We start from the raw sequence: 16,356 nt of genomic DNA on the forward strand, positions 1-16,356 counted from the left end.
AAAGAATAAGAGATTAGGATTGTCGGAAAGAAGGGAAAACAGGTGCGCAATCATTCGATGAATCAGATCGCCATGGCTGTCATATTATCAGGGCTGGGAATTATTCTGCTGCTGGTCAATTTAGGGATCATTTCCCTGCAGCTAAAAGAGCTCTTTGTCGTAACCTATCCATTTATTTTGTTCATATATGGCTTGGCCGAGGTCATTAAGCGCCAGTACTGGTGGGGTTCGTTTGTGATGATTTTTTCCGGGCTGTTGATTTTGGACCGTTTGGGGATCATTTCGTTCCAATTCCTTGACATATGGAAGCTTTGGCCGCTTCTGCTGGTCTATCTTGGGTTCAGCATACTGTTTCAGAAAAAGAAGGTGAAGGTGATATACAAAACGGACTTGCCATCGGCAACACAGACTGAGGAGATAGCCGGGCACTCGATGAAAAAAATAAGAGGAGTCTCAGTCGGGAAAGTGACATTCAAGAAACAAAACTGGGCCGTGGAGCCAATGGATTTATACAATATGGTCGGTGATTATTTTATTGATTTCAGCAAGGCCTTCATTCCTGAGCGGGAAACTCCCATAAAGGTAAGAGGCTGGGTAGGGGAAGTGAGAATGCTCATTCCCGAGGATATCCCGGTAAAAATCAATGCCACAGTCGGCGTTGGTGAAGTGAAGCTGTTTGATTATGCACCTGAACAAATCAGGCATGTGATGGAGTATAAATCCGATGATTATGATGACGCAGTCAGGAAATTGAACATCACGATTGAACTGAAGATTGGTTCAGTGCGTCTTGACCGGGTGTAGGGGAGGTAGATGAACGTATGACCAGTATTCGTTTATGGTTTATTCAGACGTTTTTGATGATGGCGTTCATTTCATCACTCATCTTCTTTATTGGCCTGCAAATTTACCTGTACCTTGTCCAGGGCAGCGTCCTGACAACAGCGGTGACTTTTTGGCTCTGGCTTTACAATTTTCTGATCCTTTCGGCTGTCGGTTTTTACTTTAGTTTAAAAGGGAGTCAAGCCATCAAGGGGCGCCTCAGCGATATTCTATTGCATGTAACGGCATTGCGCAGAGGCAAATACGCTGAGAAAATCCATGTGCATGAAAAGGATGAATTCGGCCTGATTTCAGATGAACTTAATCAACTATCCGAAAATCTCCAGGAACAAGTATACTCGCTGCAGCAGCTTGCAGAAGAAAAAACAGAGTTATCCAAAACGGCAAAGGCAGCGGCGACTATGGAGGAGAGGCAGCGCCTCGCCAGGGACCTTCACGATGTTGTCAGCCAGCAGCTGTTTGCTCTGAGCATGATGTCATCCGCGTCACTGAAATTGTTTGATCGCGATCCTGAAAAAGCCCGCACACAGCTGGAGCAAATATCGGAGATTGCCGGAAAAGCACAGGGGGAAATGAGGGCGCTGCTGCTCCATTTACGTCCGGTCCAATTAAGCGGTGAAAGTCTGTGTGAAGGAATCATTAAGCTCTTGCGTGAACTGAAGCAAAAAACGAGCCTGATATTCGAAGCGAGTGTGGATGAGATTGAACAGATCTCCCAAGCAGCGGAAGAGCATATCTTCCGCATCGTTCAGGAAGCCCTGTCCAATATCCTGCGGCATGCAGATGCCTCAAAGGTAAAATTAACATTGACCGAGGAAGGCAATCAGATCTATCTGTTCATTAGCGACAATGGGAAGGGCTTTGATATCCATGAAGAAAAAATGGCCTCTTACGGACTGAAGACAATGAGAGAGCGCTGTGAACAAATTGGCGGTACATATAACATCCGTTCAAAAGAACAGGAAGGAACATATATTGAAATTAGGATACCTGCCATGAGGAGGGAAGAATGATGGGAAAGATCAGAGTGGCTGTCGTCGATGATCACGAAATGGTGCGGAAGGGAATCCTCTCATACCTGGAAACTGAAGCCGGAATCGAAATTGTTGGCGAGGCAAACAGTGGGAAAAAGGCGGTAACGCTTGTAAAAGAGACAAAGCCTGATGTGGTTTTAATGGATCTGCTGATGGAAAATGGCACAGGGATCGAAGCGACTAGGGAAATCCTCCAGTTTAATTCCGCATGCAAAATCATCATCATTACCAGCTTCTATGACGATGAGCAAGTATTTCCAGCTATTGAGGCGGGTGCTTTCAGTTATATGCTGAAGACAGCGACAGCATCAGAAGTCATTCAAGCCATCGAAAAAGCGGCCAAAGGGGAGGCGGTCATAGAACCAAAGGTAGCGAACCGCATGATGAACAAACTAAGGGCCCCAGAGCGCAAGCCGCATGACGAACTGACAGAACGGGAAATGGATGTCCTGAAATGCATCGGGGAAGGGATGACAAACCAGCAGATCAGTGAGGAATTATTCATCGGAGTCAAGACCGTCAAAACACATGTGTCAAATATCCTTGGTAAACTCGGGATTTCAGACAGGACCCAGGCAGCCGTGTATGCAAACAGAAACGGCCTGATCAAAAGCTCATAAAAAAGGGAGGGGGTATAACCCCTCCCTTTCGCTTATTCAGAAATATAGTATTTCGATACATAGGACGCACTTTCAAAAATATTAGGCCTTGTTTGATCGATTCCCGCTTCTGTTCCGCGTTTTTTATGGGCGTGATCATATGCCTTTGAATTCTGCCAATTTAAGAAGGCGGATTCATTTTCCCAGATTGTTAAAATGATATATGTGTTAGAAGATACAGGACGGAGCACGCGGATGGCTATAAAACCTGGTTCACTTTCAATCATCCTCGGCCTGTTCAAAAAACGATCCTCAAATAGGGGACGCCCTTCATCAGTCACCGGAATGTTATTCAATACGGCAAAACCTTCGTTTCGGAATGTACCAGCAGAATCAATCACTTCATATTTCCTTGGCGCACTGTATACGGTTTTTCCATTTGTCTCATGAACAAGGATAGAAGACTCGTTATTATTCATGAGGACCATAGTTTCCCCGGCATGCTTTTCCTTCAACTTCAGCAGGAAATCTGCTGTACCCGAAGTAATATACAAGTTCATTTTTTCACCCCATCATAGATTAGTTTCTTTCCTTCTATTATACTCCTTACCATTTCCATCATCTAATTTCCCGTTTTCCGGAAAAATGAAAACAAAAATCGTCAATTTCATGACAATTCCGAGCGTCTTCTATGAAAAGAGTCCCTAAAAAGGATATAGTAAATATAGTTTGGGTTATTTAAGCCTATATCCATTTGATTTTCGTTCCAGGCGCTTCGCTTTCCGCGGGAAGAATATGAAAAAGACCAACTGCCGTCTTTTTCAAAACAATTCTTCCTTGGGCAGTCTGCGAGCCTCCTCGGCGCTAATGCGCCTGCGGGGTCTCCCATGACTTGCTGATCCCGCAGGACATTGAATTTGCTTCCTCGAACATGCCCACGCACGATGGAAATGCGGTAGCATTTTCGGAGGAGTCTTCGCGCCTTCCACTACAATCAACAGGTTCTATGTAAAAAACCAGAACTATTATTGAAGTTCATGAGCTAGAAAAGACGTTTTTAAATGAGTGTACATTAAGAATGCTATTGCTGCAAAACAGCATTCTTAGTAAACAAGCTATGGAAAGTGGTTAGCTGACAAATAGGTGTTTTTTATTTTACAACATTTATATTACAATGGAATACAGACATTACTGAAAGGTGGATACCCCTTAATGAGCAAGATGATCAATGATACATTCTTAAAAGCAGCCAGAGGAGAAAAAACGGATTATGTTCCTGTCTGGTACATGAGGCAGGCTGGACGATCACAGCCTGAATATAGAGAGATAAAGAAAAAGTATTCTTTATTTGAAATCACGCACCAGCCTGAATTATGTGCTTATGTGACCAGGCTGCCTGTTGAGCAATATGATGTAGATGCTGCGATCCTTTATAAGGATATTATGACCCCGCTACCGGCAATGGGAGTAGATGTCGAGATTAAAACGGGAATTGGTCCGGTCATTTCCAATCCGATCACATCCCAGTCAGATGTGGAGAAGCTTGGGACCATCAATCCTGAATCCGATGTACCGTACGTTCTTGACACAATCAAGCTTCTAACAGAAGAACAGCTTTCAGTACCTTTGATTGGTTTCTCTGGAGCACCGTTCACGCTGGCAAGCTATATGATTGAAGGCGGTCCGTCGAAGAATTATAACAAAACAAAGGCTTTCATGTATTCACAGCCTGAAGCGTGGTATGCGCTGATGGACAAGCTGGGCGACATGGTGATTACATATGTGAAATCACAGATCAAAGCCGGGGCAAAGGCGATCCAAATCTTTGATTCATGGGTAGGAGCGCTGAATGTCCAGGATTATCGCACCTTTATCAAGCCTGTCATGAACAGGATCTTCTCCGAACTGAAGAAAGAAAATGTACCTTTGATCATGTTTGGCGTAGGAGCAAGCCATCTTGCACTTGAGTGGAACGACCTGCCGCTTGATGTAGTAGGATTGGATTGGCGTCTTCAGGTAAGCGAGGCTCGTGAACTTGGAATCCAGAAAACCGTCATGGGAAATCTTGATCCTGCCATCCTTCTTGCACCGTGGAATGTAATCGAAGAAAGGGCAAAGGCAATTCTTGACCAGGGAATGGCACAGCCAGGCTACATCTTCAACCTTGGACACGGTGTGTTCCCTTCAGTGAACCCGGAAACATTGAAAAAACTGACTGCATTCATCCATGAGTATTCTGCTTCCAAGCTGGGCAGATAGTCTCTAATCTGCTGGAGAGCATTACGTTTGGTAATTTAGTCGTATTTTTGGCAGAATAAAAACTTAGAGACAGGAAAAAAGAGGTGCAATCATGACAAAGAAAAAGATGGGTCTGCTTGTGATGGCATACGGCACGCCCTATAAAGAAGAAGATATTGAACGTTACTATACACATATCCGCCACGGGCGGAAGCCGTCTCCTGAAATGCTCGAGGATTTAACCCAGCGCTATGAAGCGATCGGTGGAATTTCCCCGCTGGCAAAAATCACGGTCGAGCAGGGAGAAAAGCTTGAACAGCATTTGAATAGCATCCAGGATGACATTGAATTCAAAATGTATCTTGGACTAAAGCATATCGAGCCCTTCATCGAGAATGCAGTCAAGCAAATGCATGACGATGGGATTGAAGAAGCGGTAAGCATCGTGCTGGCGCCGCATTTCTCCACTTTTAGTGTGAAATCCTATAATGGCCGCGCCAAGGAAGAAGCAGCGAAATTGGGCGGTCCTGAAATCGTATCGGTTGAACAATGGTATGAAGAGCCGAAATTCATCAACTATTGGTCAGATCGAGTAGCAAAAACTTTTGCTGAAATGCCTGCTGATGAGCAAGAGAATGCAGTACTGATTGTGTCTGCTCACAGTCTTCCAGAAAAGATCCTGCAGATGGGCGATCCCTACCCACAGCAATTGAAAGAGACGGCTGACCTGATTGCGCAGCAAGCCAACGTGAAGAACTACGCTGTAGGCTGGCAGAGTGCAGGCAACACGCCTGAGCCCTGGCTTGGACCTGATGTCCAGGACCTGACAAGGGACCTGTTCGAAAAACATGGGTACAAAGCGTTCGTTTACGTACCTGCCGGCTTTGTTTCCGACCATTTGGAAGTATTGTATGACAATGACTATGAATGCAAAATTGTCACGGATGAAATCGGAGCCAGCTATTACAGGCCTTCTATGCCGAATGCGGAACCGGAATTCATTGACGCAATGGCAGATGTCATTTTAAAGAAGCTGGATGCTTCACGCTAAAATTTAACAAAGAAGGCGATTTACCGTGACAGAAAACAAGAAAGCAGTAATAGTCGGGGGAGGCATAACGGGTCTGGCGGCAGCGTATTACCTGCAAAAGCATGCCAGGGAACATAAGATCCCTCTTGATGTAAAGCTTGTTGAAGCCTCCCACCGTGTTGGCGGGAAAATGCAGACGTATGTTAAAAATGGTTTTGTGATTGAGCGGGGCCCCGATTCTTTTCTTGAAAGGAAGGAAAGTGCCGGACGCCTTGCAAGGGAAGTAGGACTTGGTGATAAGCTTGTCAATAACAGTACCGGAAAATCGTATGTCCTTGTCAAGGACAAGCTTCATCCTATGCCGGGCGGATCGGTGATGGGAATCCCGACGCAGATCGGGCCATTCGTCACCACTGGGCTGTTTTCGTGGCCTGGCAAGTTCAGGGCAGCAGGCGACTTCTTCCTGCCGCCTTCCAAGGTGGAGGGAGACCAGTCCCTGGGTGAGTTTTTCCGGCGGAGGCTTGGTGATGAGGTTGTCGAGAATTTGATTGAGCCATTGCTCTCCGGGATTTATGCAGGAGACATTGATAATATGAGTCTATTATCGACATTCCCGCAGTTTTATCAGGTTGAGCAAAAGTATGGCAGCCTGATACTGGGGACGAAGAAAGCGACTCCTGCACCAAAACAGAAGCCTGCTGACGCTGGTCCTGTTAAGAAAAAAGGCATGTTCCTGACAGTGACGACAGGTTTGCAGTCCTTTGTGGATGCAATAGAGGCGAAGCTTGATCCAGGTTCTGTGATCAAAGGAATCCGCGTTGACAAGGTTAGCAAACAGGAGAATGGGTACCGCATGCGATTGAGCAACGGGGAAACCCTTGATGCGGACAGTATCCTGGTGGCCGCTCCTCATGAGGCAGCCCTGCATATGTTCGCTGACCATGAGCATATTTTCGACCCATTCCGCGATATGCCCTCAACATCTGTCGCGACTGTGGCAATGGCATTTCCTGAAAGTGTCATAAAAGAAGATATCGATGGTACCGGATTCGTCGTTTCCCGGAACAGTGATTATACAATTACGGCTTGCACCTGGACACATAAGAAGTGGCCGCATACCACTCCAGAGGGGAAAGTATTGCTCCGTTTATATGTCGGCAGGCCTGGTGACGAGGCGATTGTCGAGCTTTCGGACGATGAAATCATCAAGATCGCACTTGAGGATTTGAACAAGACAATGGACATCCAGGCACAGCCTGAATTTGCAGTCATGTCCAGATGGAAAGAAGCGATGCCGCAGTACACGGTTGGCCATAAAGACAGAGTCACAAAGCTGAAGGAAGACCTTGCCGCTGAACTGCCAGGTGTATTTGTTGGCGGGAGCTCCTATGAAGGAGTCGGCCTCCCAGATTGCATTGACCAGGGAGAAGCGGCTGTTGAAAAAATATTAAATTACTTAAAGTTTAACGCTTAAATAAAAAACCCTTAAAGGGTTTTTTATTTTTCCAACTTAAAAATAGTGGATTAAATCTTGTATTTCCACAAAACCTATGATAAATTAAATTTCGACGTATTGACCGATTCTTTCATTTGGTCATTTTTTAAAAAAGAGGTGATGGCATGGCGGTAGACCGAAGGCAGCAAATCATTGAAGCAGCAGCCAATTCTTTTTCTTTATATGGGTACAAAGCAACCACGATTGACCAGGTCGCAAAGCTGGCTAATGTCGGCAAAGGGACGATTTATACCTTTTTCAAGAATAAAGAAATGCTCTTCGATGAGATTATCACTGGCCTGATCAAGGAAATGAAGGCAGTTGCAAATGAGGCAGTGAATTCAACTGATTCTTTTTATGAAAGTGTCCACAAAGGTTTGTATAATTTACTGGAATTCCGCAAACAACACCAGTTAACGATCAAGCTTTCACAGGAGGCGCGTGATATAGGAACACCGGCCGTTCTGGAGGTAATGGAAAAACTGGAACAGGCCATTTTGAATTTTATAAAAGAACAAGTCATTCAAGCGATTGACAAGGGCGAAATAAAGGAATGCGATCCGGAAATAACGTCATTCATCATGATGAAGCTTTATATTGCGCTTATTTTTGACTGGGAGAAAAAACATGAACCGCTGGATAAAGATAAAATCTCCGAGTTGTTTGAGTTTTATATCTTTAAAGGGTTATCTGCATAGGGTAATCCTTATTTTAAGCAGAAAAATGACCAAATGATCAAAATGGTCAATTTGTCTTATTAAAGGAGGAACATCTATGAAAAACAAACTAATCACTCAGGAATGGCTTGCCATCTTCCGCAATAAGAAGCTGTTGATCCCAATCATCGCTGTCCTGTTCATTCCGGTTTTATACAGCGGAATGTTCTTGTGGGCATTCTGGGATCCGTATGAACATCTTTCCGATCTTCCTGTTGCCGTTGTTAATGAAGACTCGGGTGCATCGATCGATGGAAAAAAACTTGAATTGGGGAATGATCTGGCAGCAAAGCTGAAAGAAAACAAAGATTTCGGATTTGAATTTGTATCTGCACAGCAAGGGAAAAAGGGGTTGGAACAGCAAAAATATTATATGCTGATCAAAATCCCGGAAGACTTCTCTGAAAATGCTACTACCTTAATGGACACCCATCCTAAAAAGCTGGAACTTGTGTACATGCCAAACGAAAGCTTTAACTTTTTATCTGCGCAGATAGGTGAAACAGCTGCAGAGAAAATAAAAGCATCCGTTTCCGAGAAGGTTTCTGAAACTTACGCTGAAACAATGTTTGATAAGATCGGAGAACTGGCAAATGGTCTTGGCTTGGCGAGTGATGGTGCAACCGACCTGAATGATGGCGCTGGTCAGTTAAAAGAGGGGAGCAAGGAGCTTTATGAGAACCTGGCAACCCTCGCAGGCAAATCAATCGAGTTTAATCAGGGAATCAGTACGGCCAGCTCTGGAACAAAAGAACTGTCTGATGGGGCAAAGTCACTGGCTGATGGAATGGAACAACTGGTAGAAGGACATGGAAAGCTGGAAAATGCTTCTGGTGACCTTCTTGCAGGCCAGCAGGATTTGAAGACGGGAGCTTCAAAATTGAATAATGGCTTAAACGAAGCGAATGGCAAGATTCCTTCAATGATCGAGGGAACAGCTAAAATGAAGCAAGGTTCTGAACTATTGGCTGGAAATATGTCGACCTGGAGTAATGGAGCCGATCAGGCTGCAAGCGGTGCGGCTGAACTTCAGGCGGGAATCAGGGAATTGCAAAAGCAAATGGATGCGCTGGGACCACTGTTAAGTGCCTATCCTGATAAGGAGGAACAGCTTACAAAAGCATTGCAGGACCTGGAGGCAGGAAGCACTCGACTTGCAGAAGGAACGAAAACACTTTCTGGCTCCGCAGATGCCCTAGCCGGCGGTGCTCATAGCCTTTCTAACGGTTTGGATGAATTAGTTCAAGGCCAGATCCAGCTGCAAAAAGGACTGGGAGCCCTGGCTGCCGGAAGCGAAGAGCTTGAAGAAGGAGCTGGCAAGCTGATAGCCGGGCAGGAACAATTTCATTCAAGCATGGAATTGTTCGGCAATAAGCTGGGCGAAGCGAAGGCGGGCTCGGTTAAATTGTACGAAGGCAGTTCAACGCTTGCCGGCGGATTGAATCAGCTTGCTGCTGGTTCGTCAGCCATGACGGATGGAACAGGCCGACTGGCTTCAGGAGCTGAGAAGCTATCAAAAGCAAATGACAAAATGGCAGAAGGGACATCTGAATTAGCTGAAAAGCTCAAGGAAGGAGCTGAACAGGCTGAAATCAATCCAGGCAAACAGACGTACAATATGCTTGCTGCTCCAGTGAATTTGGATAGCGAAAAAATCAACGAAGTTCCAAACTATGGAACAGGATTTGCTCCATACTTTTTATCTTTAGGGCTTTTCGTAGGCGCATTGCTGCTGTCCATTGTGTTTCCTCTGAGAGAACCAGCAGGTGTGCCTGCAAGCGGGTTTAACTGGTTCATAAGCAAGTTCGGTATTTTGGCGGCAATCGGGATCTTACAGGCAATTGTCGCCGATGCGATTCTGCTTGGAGGATTGGGTTTACACGTTGAGAGTATTCCTCTTTTTTTGATTTTTTCTATGGTTACCAGCCTTACCTTTATTGCGCTCATACAGTTCCTTGTTACACTGTTAGGAGATCCGGGGAGATTTGCAGCCATCATCATCCTGATTTTGCAGCTAACCACAAGTGCAGGCACATTCCCTTTGGAATTGATTCCTGGTTTTTTGCAAAAGTTCAATGCTTATCTGCCAATGACCTATTCAGTGCAAGGATTCAAGGCAGTCATTTCAAGCGGAGATCTAGACTTTATGTGGTTGAATACCGGTATTCTTGGAGCCTACATCGTCCTTCTATCATTTGGTTCCGCTTTTTATTTCAAATGGAGCTACAAGAGGAAGTTCGCTGTCCTTTCGGAAAATTGATGCAAAAAAGAGCCAGCCGTTCAAAAAGAACGAGCTGGCTTTTCATTTGCAGTTTTACACTGCGGGAAAGGGATTGTATTACACCCGGATAACCGGGGAAGGAAAACGAGTTTTACAGTTTACCAGGATCCATGCAGCCGTCGCATTTGTTTCCGTAGCACTCATGCTGTTCATTAATGGTTTCTCCACACTCAATGCACTGTTTCTTAGGTAAATTGCGAAAGAATTCTACGACATTTTCGATCATGCTGTTCCCTCCAATTAAGTGAAGTGTTTTGATACAGTTATACTATTAAGTTTATTGTATTATAACAGATTCATAAGGTCAATCATAATTTTCTGAAAAAACCGCTAAAGTGAAAAAATGGGCAAAATGAAGTATAGTGAAAGAAAATGCGAGTTATAAGGAGGAATCTCATGAAGCTGATAATAATAGGTTTTTGGGGCGGATATCCCAAAGTGAATGAGGCGAGCACCGGTTACCTGCTCGAACATGACGGATTCAGGCTGATGATTGATTTTGGCAGCGGAGTACTGGCGAAAATGCAGAACTTCGTACAGCCTGAGGAATTGGATGCTTTAATCTTGTCGCATTATCATCCTGATCATGTGGCTGATATCGGGGTCCTGCAGCATGCAAGGCTCATTCAGGGCTTTTTGGGTAAAAAGTCATCTCAACTGCCGATTTATGGACATGCTCAGGACCAACATGAGTTTGCCAAGCTTACATATAAGAACATTACAAAAGGCGTTGCCTATAACCCTGACCAAAAACTTGAAGCAGGGCCATTTACCATTTCATTCATTCCTGCCGTTCACCCCGTCCCATGCTATGCAATGCGTATCGAAGCAGGCGGCAAGTCTCTTGTTTACACAGCGGACACATCCTATAAGGATGATTTCATCTCTTTTGCATCGGGGGCCGACTTGCTCCTGTCCGAATGCAATTTCTATGGAAATCAGGATGGCAAAGGTGCAGGACACATGAACAGCTATGATAATGGAAAGTTTGCAAAGGCCGCTGGGGTGAAACAGCTTGTCCTGACACACCTTCCTCATTATGGAGAACTAGAACAGCTCGTCACAGAAGCATCCTCCATCTTTAAGGGCAGCATCACCCTTGCCAAAGAAGGTTTGGAAATCACGATTTAATCAAAACTGGCTAAATGAAGGAGAGTCAACCATGTTATTTATCGATAATAAAGGGATTACTGATCCCAGAATCAACCTGGCGATTGAAGAATATGCTCTTAAGAACCTCGACATCAACGAAACGTATCTCTTGTTCTATATAAACGAACCATCCATCATCATTGGCAAAAACCAGAATACCATTGAGGAAATCAACACGGAATACGTTGAGAAAAATGGAATACATGTCGTCCGCCGGTTGTCAGGCGGCGGTGCAGTCTACCATGACCTGGGCAATTTGAATTTCAGTTTCATCACGAAAGATGATGGAGAAAGCTTCCATAATTTCAGGAAATTCACAGAGCCTGTAGTCAAGGCATTGAACAAGCTGGGCGTGAACGCAGAATTAAGCGGGCGGAACGATTTATTGGCTGAAGGAAGGAAAATCTCTGGAAACGCCCAATTTTCGACCAAAGGCAGGATGTTCAGTCATGGAACCTTATTGTTCGATTCTGAAATCGAAAGTGTTGTATCAGCCTTGAACGTCAAGAAGGATAAAATCGAATCGAAAGGAATCAAATCGATCCGCAGCAGGGTAGCAAACATTTCTGAATTTCTTCAGGAAAAAGTGACAATCGAGGAATTCCGTTCACTCCTGCTAAAAAATATCTTTGAAGGTCAAGACGAAATTCCTGAATATGTGCTGACTGAAAAGGACTGGGAGAAGATTCATGAGCTTTCGAAGGAAAGGTATCAGAACTGGGACTGGAACTATGGAAAATCTCCTAAGTTCAACCTTCAGCATTCCCACCGATTCCCGGTTGGCCAGGTCGATGTCCGTTTCGATGTGAATAAAGGAATCATTGAGAACTGCAAAATCTATGGTGATTTCTTCGGAATCGGCGATGTTGCGGAGATTGAGGACAAGCTGACAGGCTTGAAATATGAGCGGTCACAAATTGCGGCTGCAATGGAAGATGTAGACATTAAACATTATTTCGGAAATATTTCTCAAGAAGATTTTATTAATTTGATCTATTAACAAGCGAAACGCGGTATCAATGATGCCGCGTTTATTATTTATAAAAGGTAAATTCGTTAGAAATTCAGCACATTTTTCTTGAATACATAATTTTCTTTCAATATAATATATTTAGAAAACTTTTTACGAGTTTGGTGATTTTTCACCGCAAAGGGGGAAGGGAGTTAATGAATCTTTCATCACAGCTTCATCACACTGCCACAATGCTTGGCGATAAGCCGGCATATTTTTTCATGGACAAAGCAAGTACATATGCTGAACTCGATGCGTCTGTTACGAAGTTTGCTTCTGGACTGGAGAAATTAGGGGTAAAAAAAGGCGATCATATCGCACTTCTGTTAGGAAACTCTCCACATTTTGTCATCAGTTTGTACGGAGCGCTCCGGCTCGGTGCAACAGTCATTCCAATCAACCCAATCTACACAGCAGATGAAATAGGTTATATCCTGAACAATGGTGATGTTAAGCTGGTCGTCGGGCTGGACCTGATGCTGCCGCTCGCTGAAAAAATGCATCAGCATCTGCCAAAAGTCGAGCATTTTGTCATTTGTGAAACAGGGCAGAATCCGTTGTCTGAGGAGGAAGTATCTAAGCTTTCATTAGGCTCGAAATTGAAACCGTTTACACATGTTGTCGGCTCAGGTGACCTTGCTTTCAACGGACCTGAACTGAACGCTGAAGATGTGGCGGTCATCCTGTATACGTCAGGTACGACAGGCAAGCCTAAGGGAGCGATGCTGACACATAAGAACCTGTACAGCAACGCAAAAGATGTAAGCGATTACCTGAAGATGAACGAAGAAGACAGAGTCATCACCGCACTTCCTATGTTCCACGTCTTCTGTTTGACCGTCGCACTCAACGCGCCGCTCATGAACGGAGGAACGCTGCTGATTGTACCTAAATTCAGTCCTGCCGAAGTTTTCAGGATCGCGAAGAAGTATGAGGCAACAGTATTTGCAGGTGTGCCAACGATGTACAATTTCCTTTTCCAATATCCTGAAGGAGATCCTGGTGACCTGAAAACTTTGCGCCTGTGCATTTCAGGCGGCGCATCACTTCCGGTAGCCCTCCTGCAGAATTTCGAAAGAAAGTTCAATGTCATGGTTTCGGAAGGTTATGGATTATCTGAAGCGGCACCAGTGACATGCTTTAATCCGCTTGACCGTCCGCGCAAGCCGGGTTCAATCGGAACCTCAATCATCAATGTTGAGAACAAGGTAGTCAATGAGATGGGAGAGGAAGTGGCTCCGGGTGAAGTTGGCGAGTTGATCGTACGCGGACCAAATGTCATGGCAGGCTATTATAAAATGCCTGAAGAAACTGCTGCAACGATCAAGGATGGCTGGCTATATACCGGAGATCTGGCTCGTATGGATGATGAAGGGTATTTCTATATCGTCGACCGCAAAAAAGACCTGATTCTTGTCGGTGGTTATAACGTGTACCCGCGTGAAGTCGAGGAAGTGCTGTACAATCATCCGGATGTGGTCGAAGTTGCCGTTCTTGGAGTGCCTGACCCGAATTTCGGTGAAGCAGTCCGCTGTTATGTTGTCAGCAAGAATCCTGAGCTGGCAGAAGCTCAGCTGCTTGAATACTGCCATGAGCACCTCGCGAAATATAAAGTGCCAAGCGCAATTGAGTTCCTTGAGGAGCTTCCGAAAAATACAACCGGAAAAATTTTACGAAGAGCATTGAAAAACCAGGTGTTGCAAGGACAATAATCCTTTTGGTTGAGAGGCAGGCGCCAGTGTCTGCCTCTTTATTGTAAGTAAGCAGGACTTTTACCTGGCCAGCTAGAATGTCAAAACAAGGGGAGATGATCAGGATGGAGAATATCCAATTCGAAATAAAAGGGCATGCTGCGATTGTCACGCTGAATCGGCCTGACGCGCTGAATGCCTTCAATTATGAAACGCTTGATGAATTGCAGAAGACAGTGGAAAAAATCAGGACAAATCGTGACATCAGAGTCGTTATTTTTACCGGGGCGGGTGAAAAAGCGTTCAGTGTAGGAGCTGATCTGAAGGAGCGCAGGACCTTGTCTGATGAAGACGTGAAACGGAATATCTACAAAATCGGAGAGGTATTCAGCATGATTGACCAGCTGCCACAGCCGACCATTGCCGCCATTAATGGATTTGCATTCGGCGGCGGAATGGAGCTTGCCCTCGCATGCGATTTCCGCGTTGCTGTTTCAGGGACTCAAATGGGATTAACAGAAACAAGCCTGGCGATCATTCCGGGTGCCGGAGGGACACAGCGCCTGCCAAGGCTGATAGGACAGGCAAAGGCGCTGGAACTGATCTTGACCGCCCGCAGGCTCAAGGCAGAGGAAGCTCTCGAATATGGGCTTGTTACAGTGGTCGTAAAAAAGAAAGCTTGCTCGATGAGTGCTTCAAACTCGCCGGCATGATGCTTGCGAACGGTCCCGTGGCCTTGCAGCAGGCAAAGTATGCTATCAAGCAGGGGATGAACGCAGATTTGCAGACTGGACTGCAAATCGAACGAAAGGCCTACGAAGTGACCATCCCGACCGAAGACAGACTGGAAGCACTGGCGGCATTCAGCGAGAAGCGCAAGCCGGATTTTAAAGGGAAATAATTGACGAACACGGCTCTGTCCGTGTTTTTATCTTTTTTCAGGGGATGATCCTAGATCCAGTACTGGGTCCCTCGGTTCATAAGCCCTTCTGTGGGGGGCTGGGGAACTGCCTCCTCCTTTTAGTCTTATGCCTGTCGGGGCTGATCAAGGCGCTTGCGCTTTTTTCTTTCGGGAAAAGAAATACTTTTCCACGAAGCTGGAAGTATGTATAATATAGTTTAATTGATTAAAGGATTTTACTATATACATATTTTTAAAGAAAGGCGGGAAGCGCGTGGAAAGCACATTGGCTGTTAAGCAGGCGACTGATTTCAAGAAAGGAGTCCAGTCGGGCATCAGCATTGCGATAGGCTATATGCCGATTGCGCTTACCTTTGGGCTGATTGCCAAGACGACAGGACTGGCATTGGGAGAAACGGTGATGATGAGCATGCTCGTGTTTGCCGGTGCGGCACAATACATATCTTTGAGCCTCCTGGCTCAGGGAATTGGCATTTTTGAAATCATCCTCACTACTTTTATCGTGAATATCCGCCACTTCCTTATGTCGGCATCGCTGAATGAAAAAGCGGAAGAAGACAGTATTGGTGCAAGGATGGGCTATTCGTTCGGAATCACCGATGAAACGTTTTCGGTCGCCGCGACACGGGAGGGAACGGTAAATGCCGGGTATATGTTCGGCTTGAACCTGACCGCTTACTCAAGCTGGGTGTTCTTTTCGGGCCTCGGCTTCCTGATTGGCGCCGGTTTGCCACAGACCTTGCAGGAAAGCATGTCAGTCGCGCTGTACGCGATGTTCGTCGGCCTGTTGGTTCCATCCATGAAAAGCAACGTGAAGGTCGTTTACCTTGCTGCCCTGGCGGCTGCATTTAACTCCATTTTCACGATGGGCGAACTCATGTCCACCGGCTGGTCAATCGTGCTGGCTACTTTACTGTCAGCCATTCTGGTAGAGACGGTGGAGACATTCAAGACTGGCAGGAGGACAGAGGCAGATGAGTAAAGAGATAGTCATCATGATCATAGGTATGGCAGTGGTCACCTACATTCCAAGAATGCTGCCATTTGTCATGTTCAGAGGCAAAGAACTGCCGCCATTCTTGCAGGGAGTCCTAAAAAATGTCCCATATGCAACACTCGGAGCACTGATCTTCCCGGCAATACTATTTATCCAGGAAGACATCTGGTACGGCATCATCGGAGCAGCCGCTGCCTTTATTGTCGCTTTTCTTGGCGCAAATGTCATTGTCGTCGTCATCGGCTCAATAGCCGTTTTAAGTGTATATTCTTATTTTCTCTAGACCTGCAGCCGTGCAGGTCTTATTTTTTTGCCTGGCAATCAAAAAAGGGCAGGAAATCTCAAA

General features: G+C 45.4%; 15 protein-coding genes and 1 pseudogene. 14 read left to right on the forward strand and 2 right to left on the reverse strand.

What is annotated here, in order from left to right; genetic code table 11:
- Positions 1-42 precede the first annotated feature (42 nt).
- Genes liaF through EJA10_RS01165 form a run of 3 tightly spaced genes read left to right on the forward strand, consistent with a single transcriptional unit; the run spans position 43 to position 2,497 of the window.
- Positions 43-804 (forward strand): cell wall-active antibiotics response protein LiaF, encoded by a 762-nt coding sequence (gene liaF / locus EJA10_RS01155; RefSeq protein ID WP_125478161.1) that lies wholly within the window; start codon positions 43-45, stop codon positions 802-804.
- Positions 805-821: 17 nt separating this feature from the next.
- Positions 822-1,856 carry a sensor histidine kinase gene (locus EJA10_RS01160; RefSeq protein WP_246017634.1) on the forward strand — a complete coding sequence of 345 codons (1,035 nt, stop codon included), beginning with the start codon at positions 822-824 and terminating at the stop codon, positions 1,854-1,856.
- The gene (locus EJA10_RS01165) at positions 1,856-2,497 is read left to right on the forward strand and encodes a response regulator transcription factor (RefSeq protein ID WP_125478352.1); all 642 of its coding nucleotides are present in this window, start codon (positions 1,856-1,858) and stop codon (positions 2,495-2,497) included. The genes EJA10_RS01160 and EJA10_RS01165 overlap by 1 nt, the downstream gene beginning before the upstream one ends.
- A gap of 32 nt (positions 2,498-2,529) precedes the next feature.
- Here EJA10_RS01165 and EJA10_RS01170 read toward each other — a convergent pair whose 3' ends face one another.
- The gene (locus tag EJA10_RS01170) at positions 2,530-3,036 is read right to left on the reverse strand and encodes an antibiotic biosynthesis monooxygenase family protein (RefSeq protein WP_125478162.1); all 507 of its coding nucleotides are present in this window, start codon (positions 3,034-3,036) and stop codon (positions 2,530-2,532) included.
- A 652-nt stretch (positions 3,037-3,688) separates the two neighbouring features.
- On the opposite strand from EJA10_RS01170, the gene hemE reads away from it, so the two are divergent.
- The 5 genes from hemE to EJA10_RS01195 all read left to right on the forward strand — a co-directional run bounded on the left by hemE (position 3,689) and on the right by EJA10_RS01195 (position 10,215).
- The gene (gene hemE, locus EJA10_RS01175; protein ID WP_125478163.1) at positions 3,689-4,735 is read left to right on the forward strand and encodes a uroporphyrinogen decarboxylase; all 1,047 of its coding nucleotides are present in this window, start codon (positions 3,689-3,691) and stop codon (positions 4,733-4,735) included.
- 91 nt (positions 4,736-4,826) lie between these two features.
- Complete coding sequence (gene hemH, locus EJA10_RS01180) at positions 4,827-5,765, forward strand: ferrochelatase (protein ID WP_125478164.1); 939 nt, start codon at positions 4,827-4,829, stop codon at positions 5,763-5,765.
- A gap of 25 nt (positions 5,766-5,790) precedes the next feature.
- A complete protein-coding gene (gene hemY, locus EJA10_RS01185) occupies positions 5,791-7,218 on the forward strand; it encodes a protoporphyrinogen oxidase (protein WP_125478165.1) in 1,428 nt (475 codons plus the stop codon).
- Positions 7,219-7,364: 146 nt separating this feature from the next.
- Entirely contained in the window at positions 7,365-7,937 is a 573-nt protein-coding gene (locus EJA10_RS01190) for a TetR/AcrR family transcriptional regulator (protein ID WP_125478166.1), read from the forward strand.
- 76 nt (positions 7,938-8,013) lie between these two features.
- A complete protein-coding gene (locus EJA10_RS01195) occupies positions 8,014-10,215 on the forward strand; it encodes a YhgE/Pip domain-containing protein (RefSeq protein ID WP_125478167.1) in 2,202 nt (733 codons plus the stop codon).
- Between the two features lie 112 nt (positions 10,216-10,327).
- Here EJA10_RS01195 and yhfH read toward each other — a convergent pair whose 3' ends face one another.
- The gene (gene yhfH / locus EJA10_RS01200; RefSeq protein ID WP_125478168.1) at positions 10,328-10,462 is read right to left on the reverse strand and encodes a protein YhfH; all 135 of its coding nucleotides are present in this window, start codon (positions 10,460-10,462) and stop codon (positions 10,328-10,330) included.
- 170 nt (positions 10,463-10,632) lie between these two features.
- On the opposite strand from yhfH, the gene EJA10_RS01205 reads away from it, so the two are divergent.
- The 6 genes and pseudogenes from EJA10_RS01205 (at position 10,633) to EJA10_RS01230 (ending at position 16,293) form a co-directional block, all read left to right on the forward strand.
- Entirely contained in the window at positions 10,633-11,367 is a 735-nt protein-coding gene (locus EJA10_RS01205) for an MBL fold metallo-hydrolase (protein ID WP_125478169.1), read from the forward strand.
- Between the two features lie 31 nt (positions 11,368-11,398).
- Complete coding sequence (gene lplA, locus EJA10_RS01210; protein WP_125478170.1) at positions 11,399-12,388, forward strand: lipoate--protein ligase; 990 nt, start codon at positions 11,399-11,401, stop codon at positions 12,386-12,388.
- A gap of 167 nt (positions 12,389-12,555) precedes the next feature.
- Positions 12,556-14,112: a fatty acid--CoA ligase family protein gene (locus EJA10_RS01215; protein WP_125478171.1), complete on the forward strand. Its 1,557-nt coding sequence runs from the start codon at positions 12,556-12,558 to the stop codon at positions 14,110-14,112.
- Positions 14,113-14,216: 104 nt separating this feature from the next.
- A pseudogene (locus EJA10_RS01220) lies at positions 14,217-14,992 on the forward strand (enoyl-CoA hydratase-related protein).
- A gap of 274 nt (positions 14,993-15,266) precedes the next feature.
- Positions 15,267-15,995, forward strand: coding sequence for an AzlC family ABC transporter permease (locus EJA10_RS01225; protein ID WP_246017635.1), 729 nt, complete (start codon positions 15,267-15,269; stop codon positions 15,993-15,995).
- A complete protein-coding gene (locus EJA10_RS01230) occupies positions 15,988-16,293 on the forward strand; it encodes an AzlD domain-containing protein (RefSeq protein WP_125478172.1) in 306 nt (101 codons plus the stop codon). The genes EJA10_RS01225 and EJA10_RS01230 overlap by 8 nt, the downstream gene beginning before the upstream one ends.
- Positions 16,294-16,356 lie beyond the last annotated feature (63 nt).

It is taken from the genome of Mesobacillus subterraneus, from assembly GCF_003937825.1.
GTDB classification, from domain to species: Bacteria; Bacillota; Bacilli; order Bacillales; family Cytobacillaceae; genus Mesobacillus; species Mesobacillus subterraneus.